Source organism: Aromatoleum sp., from assembly GCF_036675785.1.
Taxonomy (GTDB): Bacteria; Pseudomonadota; Gammaproteobacteria; order Burkholderiales; family Rhodocyclaceae; genus Aromatoleum.
On the sequence record NZ_JAKFEF010000022.1, the window covers coordinates 107,757 to 126,754 of the forward strand.

Here is an 18,998-nt window from a genome sequence, read left to right on the forward strand (position 1 = left end):
CGGTCCTATTTCACTTGCTCTTGATCATCGTCCCCACCCCGTGATCGGTGAGGATTTCCAGCAGCAACGCGTGTTCGACCCTGCCGTCGATGATATGCACCGACTTCACGCCGTTCCGTGCCGCGTCGAGCGCCGAGCTGATCTTCGGCAGCATGCCGCCTGACAAGGTACCGTCCGCGACGAGATCGTCGATTTGCCGCGGCGTCAGGCCGGTCAGCAGGTTGCCGGCCTTGTCCAGCACGCCCGGCGTATTCGTCAGCAGCACGAGCTTCTCCGCCTTCAGGATTTCCGCGAGCTTGCCGGCGACGACGTCCGCGTTGATGTTGTAGGTTTCGCCTTCTTCGCCGACGCCGATCGGGGCGATGACGGGAATGAAATCGCCCTGGTCGAGGAACGCGATCAGGCTCGGGTCGATCTTGGTAATCTCGCCGACGAGACCCACATCGACGACATCGCCGGGCGCCGCGTCTTCCTTCTGCATCAGCAGCTTCTTCGCGCGGATGAAGCTCGCATCCTTGCCGGTCAGCCCCACGGCCTTGCCGCCGTGTTGGTTGATGAGATTGACGATTTCCTTGTTCACTTGGCCGCCGAGCACCATTTCGACGACTTCCATCGTCTCCGCGTCGGTCACGCGCATGCCCTGGACGAACTCGCCTTTCTTGCCGACGCGGGCGAGCAGGGTTTCGATCTGGGGGCCACCGCCGTGTACGACGACCGGATTGAGACCGACGAGCTTCAGCAGCACGACATCGCGCGCGAAGCAGTCCTTGAGGTGCGGATCGGTCATCGCGTTGCCGCCGTATTTGATGACAACCGTCTTGTCGAAGAAGCGTTTGATGTACGGCAGCGCCTCGGCCAGGATCTCGGCCTTGCGGGCGGGGGTGATGAGGTCGGTGGCGGCAGGGCGTGACATGGCGGGTTCCTGATGACGGAGTCGCGCCATTCTAAAGAGTGATCCTGCAAAGCTGAAGCGCCGGAAAAAGATACGGGCCGCGATCCGGCCCGCAAAAGCGTGCGGCGGAGCGGACTGCGCCCCGCCGACCCGGCATTAGTCGATCGTCAGTCGCTTCGCCTGTGCCTGCGCCTTCTTCGGCAGTCTCAGTTCCAGCACGCCGTCGTTGAACTTCGCCGACGATTGGGCTTCGTCGACTTCCTGCCCGAGCTGGAAGCTGCGGGACACCTTGCCGAAGTAACGCTCGGTGCGCAGCACGCGCTCGCCTTCCTTGACTTCCTTCTCCTGCTTGCGCTCGGCGGTGATCGAAACCACCGGTCCGTCGATGTGCACGTGGATGTCTTCCTTCTTGATCCCGGGCAGCTCGGCATGGACTTGATAGGCGTCGTTCGCTTCCTTGACGTCGACGCGCATCTGCGGCGCCTCGCTGACTTCTCCGCTGCCGAAGTCCACCGGACGGACGAAGAAGCCGCGCAACAGGTCATCGAACGGGTCACGACGAATCAGATTGGCCATCGCTATCTCCTTGTGTTGGCAGGTCCTGGACTACTCACACAACCAATATAGGTTCGAGCGACGGCATTTCAACCCGGCTTTCCGCCGCTGCCGACGTAAAGTCCAGGGGCCCCACAGGAGATGGTTTCATGAACGACAACGCCAGCCATGCCGGCGCCGAACCTCTGTTCGCGTTGCGGCGCGGGTTTCAGTGCGGACTGCAGGCCGGGTGGTCGGAGTGCTGGTGTGCGACGCTCCCGGCGGTCTCGTCGCTTCCGGACAAGGCCGCGGGATGTTATTGCCCGGACTGCCTGAAGTCGCTGCTCGGCGTGGCGTCGGCCGCTACGTCGGGCGAATCCTCGCGGGATTGAACGGCGCGGTCCGCGGTCGGACGTTGACCCGAAAGCCGGGCTTGCAACTGCAAGATCGCGGCGCGATTCGTCCAGGAGAAGACCTTCTCCGCCGCTTGGTCGAGCGGCAGCCATAGCAGCGCGCGGTGTTCGTCCTCGGCCAGCCGTGTCGCCTGACCGTCGGCCACCTGCAGGCTGAACACGTGTTCGACGTTGTGCGTGACTGCCGGGTCGTAGCGGTGGCGCCACTCCGGGCGGATCTCGAAACGGTTGCAGCGTTGCCAGTCGTCCAGTTGCCGGGGAGCGGCAACGACGCCCGTTTCCTCGGCAACTTCGCGCAGCGCCGCCTGCGCCGGCGTCTCGCCCGGTTCGAGGCTGCCGGTCACCGATTGCCAGAAGCCGGGCGGGGAAACGCGCTCGAGCAGCAGGATCTGCAGCGCAGGCGTGTGCACGACGACGAGGACCGAGACGGGCTGCTTGAAGCGGAGTGGCGATGTCATGGGAGCTCACGCAGCCGCGCCGCGCGCGCGCCGGTGTCGACGAAGATCCACATCGGCACGCCTTCGTTCGCCCAGTCCTGCGCCGCCTCGTCGAAGATTTCGAGCGCGGTGTCGAAGGCCGCTTCGGCGGAGGCCCTGAAGGGATCGGCGTTTGCCAGCACGATCACGTAACCATCGGCCGGCAGCCAGCCCAGGTCGCCGAGGCAGTCGGTGAGCGCGTCCCAGTTGTGCCCGAACCACTCAGGAAAGCGGAGCGCTGCGGCGATGCGGTCGAGAAAGTCCGCCTTGTCGGCGCAGGAGGAGAGATCGCACCCGAGGATCGGAAAGCCGGCGGCCTGCGCCGCCGGTGCGAGGGCATTCGCAAGCGGGCGCGTCAGGCGATAGAGCCCGGCCCGCCGCGGCTGCCGGAGCAGGTGAGCGAGTTTTTTGTCGTCGGTCATGGCTGCGTCTCGATGCGACGGAAGCTGCGGTAATGGTCTTCCGTGTAGTAGAAGACGACCGGCGGATCACCGCCTGTGACGAGCCGCCGGGCGCCGCGGTCGCGCGATCCGGGCGTGGGCACAGTGTATTCCCGATAATAGCCGCGAGGCTTCGGCGGCAGCAGCCGTTCGCGGTTCTGGAAGGTCGTGCCATCCTTCCTGAACAGGAAAGGTCCGCCGGCCTGGATTCGTTCCAGCGTCGCGATCGCTTCGGGCGGCAGGTCCGCGGTGCCGGAACGGGGGCTCGCGTCGCGGCCGCAACCGGGAAGCGACGCGAGCGCGAAGGCGAGGAAAAAGACGAGTCGCAGCGCGAGGGGGCGCACGTTGGATTCTCCCGGAACGAGGATGCGGCTTCTGCGGGCCGCGATGCAGGAGCGGCCGGCGACGCTCAGGCGACTGGGCGTGCGCCGTATTTCTTCGACAGCTGGTGCATGAAATCGGTGATCGCTTCGAGCCGCGGGTTCGCGGGATCGAGCTTGCGCGTGCGCCCGATCATCCCGCGCGCCTGGGCCGCCAGACGTTCGTTCCAGCCGCGGTTCTCGATGTGCCGCAGCAGCGCGAGCGCGGCGTTGAAGAGGACGTGCGGGTTCCCCGGCATCTTTTGCACGGCGCTCATCATCTCCTGCACCGCGCCGTCGTAATCCCCGCTCCGGACCTTGTCGGCGCCGGCGGCGATGAGGCTCTTCACCTCGCCGTGTACCCGCTGCTCGAGTTCGTCGGACAGTTCTTCCCGCCCTCGCGCGCGCAGAAGCGCCCGCGTCGTTTCGACCGTGCGCTCATCGGCCGAATTGCGCAGGATGTCCATCACGAGCAGGCTGCCTTCGGCCTCGAGATGGTTGTCGAGGCAGGCTTTCGCGAGCTCCTGTTTCATGTCGACGGACAGGCTCGTGACATCGGCATCGGCACCGATCCCCGACTGGAGCGCGGCCTGTGCCTGATCGGGAGAGCCGACCTGGTTGAAATAGAGCGCCTTCGACAGCGCGCTGCACAAGGTCGTTGCGGGCAGGCCGTCCATCGAGCGCTCCAGGTCGCGGATCGTCGCTTCGGCTTCGCCGACCCGCCCTTGTCCGAGCTGCGCCCGGACGAGGCGGACATGGTCTTCCGGGTCGCGGAAATCGGAGTACTTGCCCTTGCGCACGACCTCGGCGAGCGTGCGCTCGGCCGCCGGATGGTCGCCGACGGCAAGCAGGACGTTGCCGAGATGGCGCAGACGCCCGATTCGGTGCGGCGACAGCGTGACGGCGGCGGCGAGCGTGTCGCGGGCCTCGTCGATGCGGCCGCCCTCTTCGCGGACGCGCGCGAGCCAGTCGTAGGCGTCGATGTAGCGCGCGTTTTCGCCGACCAGTGCGGCGAGGAGTTCTTCCGCTTCGGCGTACTCCTTGCGCGCGAACAGCGTTTTCGCGAGCCCGAGCCGTGCCCACGGGATGGTTTTGCTCTCGAGGATTTCGCGGTAGATCTCCTCGGCGACCGCGGTATGCCCCAGCGCCATCTGCAGTTCCGCCTCGAGTCGCATGAAATCGATGGCGTAGCGCGACTGTGCGTCCCGTCCGCTGATGCACGCGTCGATCGCCTCGTGCGCGTCGCCTTTCTCGATGAGTCGATAAACGGGACGGAAGATGTCGCGCTTCTCGAGCGCCCGTGCGAGCCGGAACTGGAGCGTGTCGGGTGTCAGCGGCTTGAGGATGTAATCGTTCGGCGCGAGTTCCGCCGCGCCGACGACGCGTTCGTAACTGCGCTCGCCGGTGATCATGATGAACAGCGTGTCGAGCGGAATGATTTCCTTCGTGCGCAGATCCTCCAGCAGGTGCTGGCCGTCCTGCCCTTCGCCGAGATTGTACTCGCACAGGATGATGTCGAAGCGCCGTTCGCGCAGCCGGCCGATCGCCACGCCCGCCGAAGGGGCGAACTGCACGTTGTTGATGCCGATGTTGTTAATCATCGAGCGCAACTGGCCGCGCATGCCCTGGTTGGCTTCGATGATGAGGAGGCTGAGGCGGTCGAGATCTGCCATGGCGAGGCGCGCGGTCGGGTGAGAAGCGAAGGCTGTGCGAGAGCTTACGGCATCGGCCGCCCGTTGCTGAAGGCTCGGACGGCGCAATCCGTGCGCGACGGGCGAAAAAAAGGCGGATGACACGCATCCGCCTTCGGTGCGAACTCGTCGCTGTCAGGTTTTGGCGACCTCGACCTGCGTTTCGACTTTCTGGCGCAGACGGATGTGCAGTTCGCGCAACTGCTTCTCGTCGACTTCGCCCGGCGCGTCGGTCAGCAGGCACTGCGCGCGCTGCGTTTTCGGGAACGCGATGACGTCGCGGATCGATTCGGCCCCGGTCATCAGCGTGACGACGCGATCGAGGCCGAACGCGAGGCCGCCATGCGGTGGCGCGCCGAACTTCAGCGCGTCGAGCAGGAAGCCGAACTTGAGCCGCTGCTCTTCAGGGCGGATCGCAAGCGCCTCGAACACTTTCGACTGGATGTCCGCGCGATGGATACGCACCGACCCTCCTCCGATCTCCCAGCCGTTGAGCGCGAGGTCGTACGCCTTCGCGAGGCACTCGCCGGGGTTCGACTCGAGCAGTTCGACGTGCTCGTCCTTCGGGCTCGTGAATGGATGGTGGCACGCGACCCAGCGCTTGTCGTCCTCGTCGTATTCGAACATCGGGAAATCGACGACCCACAGCGGCTTCCACGCGTCGCCGGTGACGTAGCCCTTTTCATGGCCGAGCTTCGTGCGCAGCGCGCCGAGTGCGTCATTGACGATCTTGGTCTTGTCGGCGCCGAAGAAGATCAGGTCGCCGCTCTCGGCGCCGGTGCGCTCGAGGATCGTGCGCAACGCCTGCTCGTGCAGGTTCTTGACGATCGGCGACTGCAGGCCTTCCTCGTTCGGTTTCGTGACGTCATTGACCTTGATGTACGCGAGGCCCTTCGCGCCGTAGATGCCGACGAACTTCGTGTACTCGTCGATCTCGCCGCGGGTGAGCTGGGCGCCGCCGGGCACGCGCAACGCCGCGACACGACCGCCGCTCGTCGCGGGGCCGCTGAACACCTTGAACGCGACGTCCTGAACCGCGTCGGTGACTTCGGTCAGCTCGAGCGTGACGCGCAGGTCCGGCTTGTCCGACCCGAAGCGGCGCATCGCCTCGGCGAAGGTCATGCGCGGGAACGGGTTCGGCAACTCGACCGCGAGTGCTTCCTTGAACACGAAGCGGATCATGTCTTCCATGATCGCGGTGATCTCGGTCTCGTCGAGGAACGAAGTCTCGATATCGACTTGGGTGAACTCGGGCTGGCGATCGGCGCGCAGGTCTTCGTCACGGAAGCATTTCGTGATCTGGTAGTAGCGGTCGAAGCCGGCGACCATCAGCAACTGCTTGAAGAGCTGCGGCGATTGCGGCAGCGCGAAGAACTGTCCGGGGTGCACGCGCGACGGCACGAGGTAGTCGCGCGCGCCTTCCGGCGTGCTCTTCGTCAGCATCGGCGTCTCGACGTCGATGAAACCCTGCCCATCGAGGAAGCGGCGGAACGCCATCGCGACCTTGTAACGCAGCATCAGGTTCTTCTGCATCTGCGGCCGGCGCAGGTCGATCACGCGGTGCGTCAGGCGCACGTTCTCGGAGAGGCTGTCCTCGTCGAGCTGGAACGGTGGCGTCGCCGACGCGTTGAGCACTTGTAGGGTGTGGCACAGCACTTCGATCTCGCCGGACACGAGGTTCGCGTTCTCGGTGCCGGCCGGGCGCCGACGCACCTTTCCGGTGAGTTCGACGACGAATTCGTTGCGAATCGATTCGGCAGTGCGGAAAGTCTCGGCGCGGTCCGGGTCGCAAACGACCTGGACGAGGCCTTCGCGGTCGCGCAGGTCGATGAAGATGACGCCGCCGTGATCGCGGCGACGGTGTACCCAGCCGCACAGGGTGACGGTCTGGTCGAGGTCGGCGGCGGTGACTTGACCGCAATAATGGGTTCGCATGGGTTCGGGTTCCGGAACGAAAGCGCGGCCGTTCGGGCCGCGCGGTTACTCAGTCAGCAGAGCGGAGCGGGGCTGGGCGGCGCGTGCCGGTGGCGCCACGACACCCATCGAAATGATGTACTTGAGGGCTTCGTCGACACTCATGTCGAGTTCGATCACCTCATCTTTCGGCATCATCAGGAAAAAGCCGGAGGTCGGGTTCGGCGTCGTCGGCACGTACACGCTGACGTGCTCGCCCCGGAGGTGGTGAGCCGCATCCCCGCCCGGTGTGCCGGTCAGGAAGGCGATGGTCCACGAACCGTGACGCGGATACTGCACCAGCAGCGCCTTGCGGAACGCTTGGCCAGTGCTGGAAAAGAGGGTATCGGAAACCTGCTTGACGCCGTAGTAGAGCGATTTCACGACCGGGATGCGGGCGAGCAGGGCTTCCCAGTAACGCACGAGCTTCTGGCCGATCACGTTCGCCGCGATCAGCCCGGTCGTGAACACGATCAGCACGCCGACCAGAAGGCCCGCGCCGGGAATGTTGAATCCGATCGCGTGACGCGGCTGAAGGCCGTTCGGCAGCCACTCGATGATCTGGTCGAGGCTGCCGACGATCCACGCCAGGACCATGAAGGTGATGGACAGCGGAATCCAGATCAGTAATCCGGTGATTAAATATTTCTTCACGGCCCCGCCGTCACTCAGCCGGAATGGCAGGCGCAACCGCCGGCGCATCCGGCCGCCGCGGCCGCGCTCTCGGCCGGTTTGCTCGCACTCGACGCGGAGACGCTACCGCCCTTGAAGTCCGTCGCGTACCACCCGGTCCCTTTCAGCTGGAAGCCCGCTGCGGAGACCATCTTCGTGTAAGAGTCCTTGCTGCACGCGGGGCAAACGCTAAGCGGCGCGTCGCTCATCTTCTGCATGTGTTCCTTCTGGAACCCGCAGCTGTCGCAACGATATTCGTAAATGGGCATGGCAACCTCCGGAAAGCAAGCGCGTAAGTCTAGCGCAACGCAGCATGAGCGAGAAGTCAGCGCGGACGGAGCTTGGAGCGGTCCGCGTCGATCCCGCATATGGCGGCGCGCCCGTGTTTTCAAGCGCCCTTGCTTACAGTCGGCCGAGGTAGAGGGTGGTCAGCGAGTCGCCCCAGAACAGTGCGATCACGCCCGCAGCGGCGAGGTAGGGGCCGAACGGTATCGGGACGTTGCGTCCATGGCGCTTGACGACGATCAGGCCGACGCCCGTGACCGCGCCGACGAGCGACGAGAACAGGATCGTCAGCGGCAGCATCTGCCACCCGAGCCACGCGCCGATCGCCGCAAGCAGCTTGAAATCGCCGTAGCCCATGCCTTCCTTGCCGGTCACGAGCTTGAACAGCCAGTAGACCGACCACAGAGACAGGTATCCGGCAATTGCCCCGACGACCGCATCTGGCAATTGCGCGTAGGTCGCGCCGAGATTGAAGACGAGTCCGATCCATACCAGCGGGAGCGTCACGCTGTCGGGCAGCAGCTGGGTGTCGAGATCGATGAAGGCGAGGGCGATCATCGCCCACAGGAACAGCAACGCGCCGGCCGCGGCGAGACCGAAGCCGAAGTGCCACGCCGCGTAGCCGGAAAGGACGGCGGTCAGCAGTTCGACGATCGGATAGCGCCGGCCGATCGTTGCATTGCAGTGGCGGCAGCGCCCGCGCAATGCCACGTAGCTGATGACCGGGATGTTTTCCAGCGCGCCGATCTGATGCCCGCAGTGCGGGCAGCGCGAGCGGGGCGTTGCGAGGTTGAAGGGTTCCTCGTCGGGCGCCGGCTCTCCGTGCAATTCCGCGGCCTGCGTGTGCCACTCGCGCTCCATCATCCGGGGCAGGCGGTGGATCACGACATTCAGGAAACTGCCGACGAACAGGCCGAGGACGGCTGCGAGCACGGCGAAGACCAGGGAGTCGTTCAGAAGGTTGAGCATGAAAGATATCGACCGAGGGCGTCCGGCGCGGGGGCGCGGCAACGCGCCGGACGGGGGAAGGGACTCAGACGACCTGGCCGAGCTTGAAGATCGGCAGGTACATCGCGACGACGAGCCCGCCAATCACGGTGCCGAGGAAGACCATGATGAGCGGCTCGAGCAGCGTCGACAGGCCGGCGACCGCATCGTCGACTTCCTGTTCGAAAAAGTCCGCGACCTTGCTCAGCATCGAATCAAGCTGGCCCGACTCCTCGCCGATCGACACCATCTGCACGACCATGCTCGGAAAGACGCTCGAGTTCTGCATCGACACCGTCAGGCTCGTGCCCGTGCTCACTTCCGTCTGGATCTGGCGCGTCGCGGTGAGATACACGTAGTTGCCCGACGCGCCGCCGACGGACTCCAGGGCTTCGACGAGCGGCACCCCCGCGGCGAACATCGTCGACAGCGTGCGGGTCCAGCGCGCGATCGTCGCCTTGCGGATGATGTCGCCGACGACCGGCAACTGCAGCACCATCCGGTCGACCGCGATCTGCATCGCCGGCGAACGTTTGTACATCGCGCTGATGCTGACCACGATCGCCGCGAGGATGCCGAAGATGATGTACCAGTAGGCGACGAACGCGTCCGATATCGCGATCACCATCAGGGTCGGCGCGGGAAGGTCGGCGCCGAAGCTGGTGAACACGTTCTTGAACTCGGGCACGACGAACAGCATGATCACCGTCACGACGATCGCCGCGACGACGATGACCGCGATCGGATAGAACATCGCCGACTTGATCTTGCTCTTGATCGCTAGGACTTTTTCCTTGTACGTCGCGATGCGGTCGAGCAGGCCGTCGAGGATGCCCGCCTGCTCGCCGGCCGCGACCAGATTGCAGAACAGCTTGTCGAAATAGACCGGGTGCCTGCTGAACGCCTGCGACAGGTTGGAGCCCGTCTCGACGTCGTTGCGGACATCGTTGAGGAGCCTCGCGAGACTCGGATTACCCGCGCCCTTGATGCCGATGTCGAAGGCCTGCAGCAGCGGCACGCCGGATTTCATCATCGTCGCGAGCTGGCGCGTGAAGAGCGCGATGTCCTTGTCGGTGATCTTGTGACCGCGGGTCATCTTCTGCTTCTTGACCTTCGACACGCGCACGCCCTGCCGGCGCAGCGTCGCCTGCACCAGCGCCTCGCCGCTCGCGCGCATTTCGCCGCGGACGGTTCGACCGTTCTTGTCCTTGCCTTCCCAGCTGTAGAGGGTTTCCTTCGGGCCGGTCGCGGTTCGCCCGGCTCGCGTTGTGGTCGCCATGGGGGATGTTCGTTCCCTATTCGTTGGTGGAAGCGAGGACTTCTTCGAGCGATGTCACGCCCTGCCGGACTTTCAGTAGCCCCGACCGGCGCAAATCCTTCACGCCTTCCCGCTTTGCCTGCTCGGCGATGTCCATCGAGTTGCCGTTGGTCATGATGATGTGGGCGATTTCCTCGGTGATCGGCATCACCTGGTAGATCCCGACCCGTCCCTTGTAGCCGCTGCCCTTGCAGCGATCGCAGCCGCCCGGCCCGTACGGCTGCCAGCTGCCATCGAGGTCGTCTCCTGAAAAACCAGCCTGCAGCAGGGCTTCGATCGGAATGTCGACCGGCTGCTTGCACGTGCACAGTCGTCGCGCCAGACGCTGCGCGGTGATCAGGATCACCGACGACGCGATATTGAACGGCGCGACGCCCATATTCTTTAGCCGCTCGAGCGTCGTCGGGGCGTCGTTGGTATGCAGCGTGGACAGCACGAGGTGGCCGGTTTGCGCCGCCTTGACCGAAATCTCGGCCGTCTCGAGGTCGCGGATCTCGCCGACCATGATGACGTCCGGATCCTGCCGTAGGAACGCGCGCAATGCGGCCGAGAAAGTCAGGCCCGCCTTCTCGTTGACGTTCACCTGGTTGATGCCCGGCAGGTTGATTTCAGCGGGATCCTCGGCTGTCGAGATATTGACGCCGGCCTTGTTGAGGATGTTGAGACAGGTGTAAAGCGAAACGGTCTTGCCGGAACCGGTGGGGCCGGTGACGAGAACCATCCCGTACGGGCGCTCGATCGCGTCGAGCAGCGCCTTCTTCTGCTCGGGCTCGTAGCCGAGCGCGTCAACGCCGAGCATTGCGGACGACGCGTCGAGGATCCGCATGACGATCTTTTCGCCATGCAGCGTGGGCAGGGACGACACGCGGAAGTCGATCGACTTGTTCTTCGACAGAACGAGCTTCATACGGCCGTCCTGCGGGATGCGCTTCTCCGAGATGTCGAGCCGGGAAATCACCTTGATGCGCGCGGCGATCTTTTCCTTGAGGATCAGCGGAGGCTGCGCGATTTCACGCAGCACGCCGTCGGTGCGCACACGGATCCGGTAGTACTTTTCGTAGGGCTCGAAGTGGATGTCCGAGGCGCCCTCGTTGATCGCGTCGATCAGGACTTTCTGGATGAACTTGACGACCGGGGCGTCATCGACTTCCTGCGTGTCTTCGGTCGGCGCCTCCGACGGGCCTTCCTGCTGCAGGAGGTCCATGTCGAATTCTTCGCCCGTCAGGTCCTTCAGCGTCTGTTCCGCCGATTCGGCGAGCGATTCGGACAGCTGCGCGAGCCGATCGGCTTCGACGATGACGGGGTCCACCTGAAGACCGGTCTGAAACCGGATCTCGTCGAGCGCCCGCATGTTCGACGGGTCGGCGGTCGCGACGGTCAGGCGGTTCTGACGTTTGCCGAGCGCCACCACCTGATGCTTGCCCATCAGCTTGCGGTCGATCGCGTCGCGTGGGATGACCGCGCGGTCGATCGCCGAAATGTCGAGCAGCGGATAACCGAAGGTCTCGGCGGCAAACCATGCGACCGCGCGAGGGGTCATAAGCTTGCGTTGCGCCAACTCGACGATGAAGCCGTTCGGAACCCCCGGTGCGTTCGCCGTGCACGCGACGGCATCGGCTTCGGAAAGCCGGCCGTGCTGGATCATCGCTCGCGCGAGTCCGCTCAGCGCAGTCTGGGGATTTGCTGCCATTTACCGCTCTTAACTGTCTGGCATCCAGTCTTGCATGGGGCGCCGACGCTTGTAAAGTTTCGTAACACTGCGCGCGGATGCAAGCTCAATCGCGGGAATGCTGTCCTCGCGTTCAGTTCGGACGCCCGAGCAGCACTTCGATCACGAACCGGCTGCCGACATAGGCGAGCACGAGCGCCAGGAAGCCGGCGAGGGTCCAGCGCAGCGCCACCCGCCCGCGCCAGCCCCAGACTCGCCGACCGAAGAGCAGCGCACCGAAGAGCAGCCATGAAATGATCGCGAAGACCGTCTTGTGGTCGAGACGGAAGGGCTGGCCGAACAGCTCTTCGGAGAACAGCACGCCGGAACTCAACGTCAGCGTCAGGAGGATGAAGGCGATCCCGATCAGCCGGAACAGGAGGGTCTCCATCGTCAGCAGCGGCGGCAGGTTCGCGAGGGTCCGCGTGAGACGGCCGCTGTGCAACTGCCGCTCGGCGACCGCCATTAGCATTGCGTGCAGCGCGGCGAGCGTGAACAGGCTGTACGACAGCATCGCGATGATGAAGTGCGCGCGGAACGCGGGCGACCCCGCATTCGGAAGGATATGTTCGCCGGGAAAGATCAGCGGCAGTGCGCTGCCGATCAGCCCGGCGGGAATGACCATCGCGTGCAGGCCGTCGAGGCGCGCGTAAAAGGTCTCGATCCAGTAGAAGCAGACGGCCAGCCAGACGACCAGCGACACCGCCGGTCCGAAGCCGAAGTGCATCGCATCGCCAGGGAAAATGGCTGCGCGCAGCGACAGGCCGTGGGCGACGATGGCGACGAGGAGAGTCACGCGCTCGGGCGCCGACATGCCCTTGCGCGGTGCCGGGGCAGGTGCCCGCGCATAACTGCGCCAGAACGAGATGCCCAGGACCGCGTACATCGAGGCGGCCAGTAGATGAAGTAGAATGGTCTGCATAGATTTCCGCAGTTTACTCCAAGGCCGAGGGGCCCAGCCAACATGCTCGACAATCTCACCCAGCGCCTGTCCAAGGTCGTAAAAACCCTCCGCGGGCAGGCGCGGCTCACCGAAGACAACATCCAGGAAGCCATGCGCGAAGTCCGCCTCGCGCTGCTCGAGGCGGATGTCGCGCTTCCGGTCGTGAAGGATTTCGTCGGGCGGGTCAAGGAAAAGGCGGTCGGCCAGGAAGTCGCCGGCTCGCTCACGCCGGGGCAGGCCCTCGTCGGTGTCGTCCACGACGAGCTGAAGGCGCTGATGGGCGGGACCCACACCGGCCTCAACCTCGCGACCCAGCCGCCGGCGGTGATCCTGATGGCGGGTCTCCAGGGCGCAGGCAAGACGACGACCACCGGCAAGCTCGGCAAGTTGTTGCATGAGCGGATGAAAAAGAAGGTGCTCGCGGTCTCGGCCGACGTGTACCGTCCGGCGGCGATCGAGCAGTTGAAGGCGGTCGCGGCGCAGGCGGGCATCGATTTCTTGCCGTCGACGCCGGACCAGAAGCCGGTCGACATCGCGCTTGCCGCGATCGATCACGCCCGTCGTCATTACTACGACGTGGTCCTGCTCGACACCGCCGGCCGCCTCGCGATCGACGCGGCGATGATGGACGAGATCAAGGCGCTGCACGCTGCGGCCAAGCCCGTCGAGACCCTGTTCGTCGTCGACGCGATGCTCGGCCAGGACGCGGTCAATACGGCGCGCGCGTTCAACGAGGCGCTGCCGCTGACCGGTGTCGTGCTGACCAAGCTCGACGGCGATGCGCGCGGCGGCGCCGCGCTGTCGGTGCGCCACGTGACCGGCAAGCCGCTCAAATTCGCCGGCGTCGGCGAGAAGCTCTCGGGCCTCGAGGAATTCCATCCCGAACGGATGGCGAGCCGGATCCTCGGCATGGGCGACATTCTCGGCCTGGTCGAGGAGGCGCGCCGCGGCGTCGACGAGGAGAAGGCGCGCGCGTTGGCACAGAAGCTCAAGACCGGCAAGGGCTTCGACCTGAACGATTTCAAGGAGCAGATCGCGCAGATGCGCAAGATGGGCGGTCTCGCGTCGATGGTGGAAAAGCTCCCGGCCCAGTTCGCGCAGGCGGCCGGCAAGTTGCAGGGCGGCGCGGAGGAAAAGGCGATCGGGCGCATCGAAGGGATCATCAATTCGATGACCGCGATCGAGCGGGCGAAACCGGACATCCTGAAGGCGAGCCGCAAGCGGCGCATCGCCGCGGGAGCCGGCGTGACCGTTCAGGAGGTCAATCGCCTGCTGAATCAGTTCGAACAGACGCAGAAAATGATGAAGCAGTTTTCGAAGGGCGGCATGCAGAAGATGATGCGCAACATGAAGGGCATGCTGCCCGGAATGATGCGGTAACCGGTTGCCCGGATGAGAGAAATCCTCGTCGCCTTCGCTCGCGCGATCCGCAGTCTCATGCAGCGGGGCGTGCTGCTGCATCTGCTGTGGCCGAGCGCCGCAGCGCTCGTGTTCTGGGTCATCATCGCGATCTTCGCGTGGTCCCCGGTGGTCGCCGCCGTGATCGGCTGGATCGAAGGCTGGTCGTTCGCGCGCGACTGGCTGATGGCGTCCGAGCTGGGGGCAGCGACGACGCTTTTCGTCGTCAAGCTCTCGATCGTGCTCGCGCTGCTGCCACTGATCTACGTGACCGCCGCGCTGCTCGTCGCCGTCTTCGCGCTGCCGCTGATGCTGGAGCGCGTCGCGGCCCGGGACTACGGCGACATCGAGCGGCGCAAGGGCGGCTCGAACCTCGGCAGCGCGTGGAACGCGACGGTCGCGGGGATTTTTTTCGTCATCGGCCTGATCGTGTCGCTGCCGTTCTGGCTCATCCCGGGGGTTGGCCTGCTCGCGTCGGTCGTCCTCACCGCGTGGCTGAACCAGCGCGCGTTCGGGTATGACGCCCTGATGCTGCACGCCGACCGCGAGGAACTGCGCCAGCTCCCGCGCACGCTGCGCCAGCCGATGTTCCTGCTCGGAGGCGGGTGTGCGCTGCTCGCGTACATCCCGGTCGTGAATCTCGTTGCCCCGGCGTTCTGCGGCCTCGCCTTCGTCCATTTCATGCTCGAATCCCTGCGTCGCAAGCGCGCGCTGAGCGGTGTCACCGTGCTCGACCCGCTGCCGGGCAGTCCGTCGTAAGGGCTCGCGGTGGCGTTCGGCGCGATCATCGTCGGCGACGAAATCCTGTCCGGCCGGCGGACGGACAAGCATTTTCCGAAACTCGTCGAACTGCTCCAGGCCCGCGGGATGAAGCTGTCGTGGGCGAGATACGTTGGCGACGAATTGGGCGGACTCGTCGAGATCCTGCGGCAGAGTTTCGCGGCCGGCGACGTCGTCTTCAGCTTCGGCGGCATCGGTGTGACACCCGACGACCGGACGCGGCAGGCCGCCGCCGCGGCGCTCGGCGTCAGGCTTGCGTTGCATCCGGCGGCCGAAGCGATCCTGCGGGCGAAGTTCGGCGACGAGATCACGCCGCACCGGCTGCAATTGGGTGTCTTCCCGGTCGGCAGCGGAATCATCCCGAACCCGTTCAACCAGGTTCCGGGCTTCTCGATCCGCGATCACTTCTTCGTGCCGGGCTTCCCGGTGATGGCGTGGCCGATGGTCGAATCGGTGCTCGACTCGCGTTTCCGCCATCTGCATCACGCGGAGGATTACGTTGAACGCGCGATCACGGTGCGGGACGGCTACGAAGGCGGGCTCATCGACTTGATGGAGGCGATTACGGCGGCCTACCCCGACACGAACCTGTTCAGCTTGCCCACGGTGGCGGAGACCGATCGACAACGGCGGTCGCTCGAACTCGGCGTCAAGGGGCCGGCCGCGAGCGTGTCGAAAGCGATGGAGCAGATCAAGGTGGCGGTCGGCGAGCGGGGCTACGCATGGCAGGACAAGGTCTGAAAGCGGCGACGCGCAGCAAGGCGTCCTCGGCGACGAGCGAGGAGCAGCGCCTCATCCGGCTGGGCGAGCGCGATATCCCGGTGCTGCTGCGACGTTCCTCGCGGCGGACCTTCGCGCTGCAAATCGACGAGCGCGGCGTTCGCGTCTCCGTGCCGCAGCTTGCGCGGGAAACCGATATCGAGCGCTTCGTCGCCGGGAATGGTCGCTGGTTGCTCGACAAGCTGGCGGCGCGCCGGGAGCGGCACGCGGAGCAGCTTTTCGACCCGGTCGATGGCGCGCGCTTTTCCGTTCTCGGCGAACACTGCCGGGTGCGGCTCGAAGCCTGCGGGCGCGGCGCGCGCTGGCGCGCTGGCCCGGACGGCGTCGAGGAACTCGTGCTCGACCCCGCTCACGAACCGCGGGCGGCGATGATAAGGGCGCTGCGAAAGCGCGCGTTGCCGTGGTTTTCCGAGCGGGTCGCGGAATACTGCTTCCGTTCGGGATGCGCCGTGCCGCCCGTTCGACTGTCGTCGGCGCGCACGCGCTGGGGAAGTTGCAGCGCAGGCAGCGGCATCCGCCTGCACTGGCGGCTGATCCATCTGCCGCCGGCGCTGATCGACTACGTCGTCGCGCACGAGGTCGCCCATCTCGCTGAAATGAATCACTCGCCACGCTTCTGGGCCGTCGTCGGCAGCCTTTACCCGGGCTGGAAGGCGGCGCGCGCGGCGCTGCGGAAGGCCGCGCTCGCCCTGCCGATCATCGAGGCGACGGCGGCTGGAGGATTTCTGAACGAAGACTGAGAGGATTTGAAATGCGCGTTCTCCATACGATGTTGCGGGTCGGCGATCTCGACCGGTCGATTGCGTTCTACACCGACGTCCTTGGCATGCGACTGCTGCGCCGGCAGGACTACCCCGAAGGGAAATTCACGCTGGCATTCGTCGGATACGAGGACGAGGCCGAAGGCGCCGTGATCGAACTGACGCACAACTGGGGTGTCAGCCAGTACGACATCGGCAACGGCTTTGGACATATCGCGCTCGCCGTGCCCGACGCACACCACGCGTGCGACGAGATCCGGTCGCGGGGCGGAAAGGTCGTGCGCGAGGCGGGACCGATGAAGCACGGCAGCACCGTCATCGCCTTCGTCGAGGACCCGGACGGCTACAAGATCGAGCTGATCCAGCGAGGGTGAGCGAAGGCGGGAGCGGATCGGTGGTGGGCCCTGCGGGACTCGAACCCGCAACCAACGGATTATGAGTCCGCTGCTCTAACCGATTGAGCTAAAGGCCCTTCTTGTAGAACTGGTGCGCTCCCTCGGCCCGTCCCGGTCGAGCTTCGCGCCAGACCGCCGGGCTGTCGAGGACCGAACATGGGAGCGCGCCCGTCGCAGGGACGGGCGCCGAGGGGGTCAGGCGTCGCTGTCGAGGAAGCTGCGAAGTCGTTCGGAGCGGCTTGGATGGCGCAGCTTGCGCAGCGCCTTCGCTTCGATCTGCCGGATCCGTTCCCGCGTGACATCGAACTGCTTACCGACTTCCTCGAGGGTGTGGTCGGTGTTCATTTCGATGCCGAAGCGCATGCGCAGCACCTTCGCTTCGCGGGCGGTCAGCGAATCGAGGACTTCGCCGGTCGCGTCGCGCAGGCTCGAATACATCGCCGCGTCCGCCGGCGCGAGCGTCGCCTGATCTTCGATGAAGTCGCCGAGGTGCGAATCGTCGTCGTCGCCGATCGGCGTCTCCATCGAGATCGGCTCCTTCGAGATCTTCATGATCTTGCGGATCTTCTCCTCGGGCATCTCCATCTTCTCGGCCAGCGTCGCCGGATCCGGCTCCTGACCGGTTTCCTGCAGGATCTGGCGGCTGATCCGGTTCATCTTGTTGATCGTTTCGATCATGTGAACCGGAATCCGGATCGTGCGCGCCTGGTCGGCGATCGAACGCGTGATCGCTTGGCGGATCCACCACGTCGCATACGTCGAGAATTTGTAGCCGCGACGGTATTCGAACTTGTCCACCGCCTTCATCAGGCCGATGTTGCCTTCCTGAATCAGGTCGAGGAACTGCAGGCCGCGGTTCGTGTATTTCTTCGCGATAGAGATAACGAGGCGCAGGTTCGCCTCGGTCATCTCGCGCTTGGCGCGGCGCATCTTCGCTTCGCCGGTCGACATCTGGCGGTTGATGTCCTTTAGCTCCTTCAGCGGGATGCCGATGTGGGTCTGCAGATCGATCAGCTTCTGCTGTTCTTCGAGCACCGCCGGATGCACGCGCATCAGGCCCTCGGCGTAGTTCTTGCCCGCGCCGATCTCGTCCTTGAGCCAGTCGAGGTCGATCTCCTTGCCCGGAAAGACCTTGATGAAGTGCTGGCGCGGCATCCCAGCGCGGTCGACGCATAGCTGCAGGATCTGGCGCTCGTGGCCGCGCACCTGCTCGACCATGTGGCGCACCGAATCGCACAGGCGCTCGATCGACTTTGCGGTGAAGCGGATATCGAGCAACTCGTCCGAGATGTGCCGCTGAAATTCGAGATAGGCGGGGTCCTGGGACCCGCGCTGTTCCAGCACCTCCATCTTGTTCGTGTGCAGGTCGCGAATCACGGCGAAGCGGGCGAGGGCGTCCGTCTTCAGTTGCAGCAGGGTCGCCGCATTCGCCGCGGCTTCCTTGTCCTCGTCGCTTTCGTCGTCGTCGTCGCTCTCGTCGTCGCTGACCTCCTCCTCGCTCGCTGCGGGCTCCTCCTCGGTGCTCTCGGGGAGTTCTTCTTCCGCTTCGGCGGCGTTCGGGTCGATGAGGCCGTCGATGAGTTCATCGATGCGCATCTCGTCGCGCGCGACCTTGTCGGTGATCTCGAGCATCTCGGCGATCGTCGTCGGGCAGGCCGAGATCGCCTGGACCATGTGGCGCAGTCCGTCCTCGATCCGCTTCGCAATCTCGATTTCGCCTTCGCGCGTCAGCAGTTCGACGGTGCCCATTTCACGCATGTACATGCGGACGGGATCGGTCGTGCGGCCGAATTCGGAGTCGACGGAAGACAGCGCCTGCTCGGCCTCTTCCTCGGCGACGTCCTCGTCCACGGTCGTCGGCACGCTGTCCGACATCAACAAATCTTCGGCCGCCGGAGCTTCGTCGAAGACCCGGATGCCCATGTTGTTGAAGGTCGCGATGATGCCTTCGATCTGCTCCGCGTCCGCGACGTCATCGGGGAGATGGTCACTGATTTCGGCGTACGTCAGATAGCCGCGCTCCTTGCCCAGCGTGATCAGGGTTTTGAGGCGGGTACGGCGAACCTCGGCGTCGAGCGGCGCAACCTGCGGGCCCTCGGCCATCAGTGTGTTCTTGTCTTTGGCTCTGGAGGCACGTCCTTTCGGGCTGTCCTTGCGCGAATCCTTGGTTTTTTCGCGGGCCATGGCACTCCTTGAATGGGGCTAGAGAAGAT

20 protein-coding genes and 1 tRNA gene are annotated in these 18,998 nt (G+C 65.0%); 6 read left to right on the forward strand and 15 right to left on the reverse strand.

Going from position 1 to position 18,998, the window contains the following annotated elements:
- Nucleotides 1-10: 10 nt before the first annotated feature.
- Both argB and V6M37_RS05480 read right to left on the reverse strand, forming a co-directional pair.
- Nucleotides 11-913, reverse strand: coding sequence for an acetylglutamate kinase (gene argB, locus V6M37_RS05475; RefSeq protein ID WP_332671518.1), 903 nt, complete (start codon nucleotides 911-913; stop codon nucleotides 11-13).
- A gap of 135 nt (nucleotides 914-1,048) precedes the next feature.
- Complete coding sequence (locus V6M37_RS05480) at nucleotides 1,049-1,468, reverse strand: Hsp20/alpha crystallin family protein (RefSeq protein ID WP_332671519.1); 420 nt, start codon at nucleotides 1,466-1,468, stop codon at nucleotides 1,049-1,051.
- Between the two features lie 128 nt (nucleotides 1,469-1,596).
- Between V6M37_RS05480 and V6M37_RS05485 the strand changes: the two genes are divergently transcribed.
- Complete coding sequence (locus V6M37_RS05485; RefSeq protein WP_332671520.1) at nucleotides 1,597-1,818, forward strand: cysteine-rich CWC family protein; 222 nt, start codon at nucleotides 1,597-1,599, stop codon at nucleotides 1,816-1,818.
- Here V6M37_RS05485 and nudB read toward each other — a convergent pair.
- The 11 genes from nudB to V6M37_RS05540 all read right to left on the reverse strand — a co-directional run bounded on the left by nudB (nucleotide 1,743) and on the right by V6M37_RS05540 (nucleotide 12,650).
- Nucleotides 1,743-2,297 (reverse strand): dihydroneopterin triphosphate diphosphatase, encoded by a 555-nt coding sequence (gene nudB, locus V6M37_RS05490; protein WP_332671521.1) that lies wholly within the window; start codon nucleotides 2,295-2,297, stop codon nucleotides 1,743-1,745. The two genes, V6M37_RS05485 and nudB, sit on opposite strands and share 76 nt — an antisense overlap.
- Nucleotides 2,294-2,737 (reverse strand): barstar family protein, encoded by a 444-nt coding sequence (locus V6M37_RS05495; protein WP_332671522.1) that lies wholly within the window; start codon nucleotides 2,735-2,737, stop codon nucleotides 2,294-2,296. Before V6M37_RS05495 ends, nudB begins: the two co-directional genes overlap by 4 nt.
- A complete protein-coding gene (locus V6M37_RS05500; RefSeq protein ID WP_332671523.1) occupies nucleotides 2,734-3,099 on the reverse strand; it encodes a ribonuclease domain-containing protein in 366 nt (121 codons plus the stop codon). Before V6M37_RS05500 ends, V6M37_RS05495 begins: the two co-directional genes overlap by 4 nt.
- Nucleotides 3,100-3,164: 65 nt before the next feature.
- A complete protein-coding gene (locus V6M37_RS05505) occupies nucleotides 3,165-4,787 on the reverse strand; it encodes a response regulator (RefSeq protein WP_332671524.1) in 1,623 nt (540 codons plus the stop codon).
- Nucleotides 4,788-4,940: 153 nt separating this feature from the next.
- A complete protein-coding gene (gene aspS / locus V6M37_RS05510) occupies nucleotides 4,941-6,740 on the reverse strand; it encodes an aspartate--tRNA ligase (RefSeq protein WP_332671525.1) in 1,800 nt (599 codons plus the stop codon).
- 45 nt (nucleotides 6,741-6,785) lie between these two features.
- Complete coding sequence (locus V6M37_RS05515; protein WP_332671572.1) at nucleotides 6,786-7,412, reverse strand: DUF502 domain-containing protein; 627 nt, start codon at nucleotides 7,410-7,412, stop codon at nucleotides 6,786-6,788.
- Between the two features lie 14 nt (nucleotides 7,413-7,426).
- On the reverse strand, nucleotides 7,427-7,699 hold the full coding sequence (locus V6M37_RS05520; RefSeq protein ID WP_332671526.1) for an FmdB family zinc ribbon protein: 273 nt from the start codon (nucleotides 7,697-7,699) through the stop codon (nucleotides 7,427-7,429).
- A gap of 133 nt (nucleotides 7,700-7,832) precedes the next feature.
- Nucleotides 7,833-8,684, reverse strand: a complete 852-nt coding sequence (locus V6M37_RS05525) for a prepilin peptidase (protein WP_332671527.1) — start codon at nucleotides 8,682-8,684, stop codon at nucleotides 7,833-7,835.
- A gap of 64 nt (nucleotides 8,685-8,748) precedes the next feature.
- Nucleotides 8,749-9,981: a type II secretion system F family protein gene (locus V6M37_RS05530; RefSeq protein ID WP_332671528.1), complete on the reverse strand. Its 1,233-nt coding sequence runs from the start codon at nucleotides 9,979-9,981 to the stop codon at nucleotides 8,749-8,751.
- 16 nt (nucleotides 9,982-9,997) lie between these two features.
- Nucleotides 9,998-11,710, reverse strand: coding sequence for a type IV-A pilus assembly ATPase PilB (gene pilB / locus V6M37_RS05535; RefSeq protein ID WP_332671529.1), 1,713 nt, complete (start codon nucleotides 11,708-11,710; stop codon nucleotides 9,998-10,000).
- Between the two features lie 112 nt (nucleotides 11,711-11,822).
- Nucleotides 11,823-12,650 (reverse strand): cytochrome C assembly family protein, encoded by an 828-nt coding sequence (locus tag V6M37_RS05540; RefSeq protein WP_332671530.1) that lies wholly within the window; start codon nucleotides 12,648-12,650, stop codon nucleotides 11,823-11,825.
- A gap of 42 nt (nucleotides 12,651-12,692) precedes the next feature.
- On the opposite strand from V6M37_RS05540, the gene ffh reads away from it, so the two are divergent.
- From ffh to gloA, 5 genes are read left to right on the forward strand one after another with little or no spacing between them, the layout of a single operon-like run.
- A complete protein-coding gene (gene ffh / locus V6M37_RS05545) occupies nucleotides 12,693-14,051 on the forward strand; it encodes a signal recognition particle protein (protein ID WP_332671531.1) in 1,359 nt (452 codons plus the stop codon).
- A 12-nt stretch (nucleotides 14,052-14,063) separates the two neighbouring features.
- Nucleotides 14,064-14,828 (forward strand): EI24 domain-containing protein, encoded by a 765-nt coding sequence (locus V6M37_RS05550; RefSeq protein WP_332671532.1) that lies wholly within the window; start codon nucleotides 14,064-14,066, stop codon nucleotides 14,826-14,828.
- 9 nt (nucleotides 14,829-14,837) lie between these two features.
- Entirely contained in the window at nucleotides 14,838-15,590 is a 753-nt protein-coding gene (locus tag V6M37_RS05555; RefSeq protein WP_332671533.1) for a competence/damage-inducible protein A, read from the forward strand.
- Nucleotides 15,572-16,369 carry a M48 family metallopeptidase gene (locus V6M37_RS05560; protein WP_332671534.1) on the forward strand — a complete coding sequence of 266 codons (798 nt, stop codon included), beginning with the start codon at nucleotides 15,572-15,574 and terminating at the stop codon, nucleotides 16,367-16,369. Before V6M37_RS05555 ends, V6M37_RS05560 begins: the two co-directional genes overlap by 19 nt.
- Nucleotides 16,370-16,380: 11 nt before the next feature.
- Nucleotides 16,381-16,764, forward strand: a complete 384-nt coding sequence (gloA, locus tag V6M37_RS05565) for a lactoylglutathione lyase (RefSeq protein ID WP_332671535.1) — start codon at nucleotides 16,381-16,383, stop codon at nucleotides 16,762-16,764.
- A gap of 21 nt (nucleotides 16,765-16,785) precedes the next feature.
- On the opposite strand, the gene V6M37_RS05570 is transcribed toward gloA, so the two are convergent.
- Nucleotides 16,786-16,862: transfer RNA gene (locus tag V6M37_RS05570), tRNA-Ile, on the reverse strand.
- A 118-nt stretch (nucleotides 16,863-16,980) separates the two neighbouring features.
- Entirely contained in the window at nucleotides 16,981-18,969 is a 1,989-nt protein-coding gene (gene rpoD, locus V6M37_RS05575) for an RNA polymerase sigma factor RpoD (RefSeq protein ID WP_332671536.1), read from the reverse strand.
- Nucleotides 18,970-18,998 lie beyond the last annotated feature (29 nt).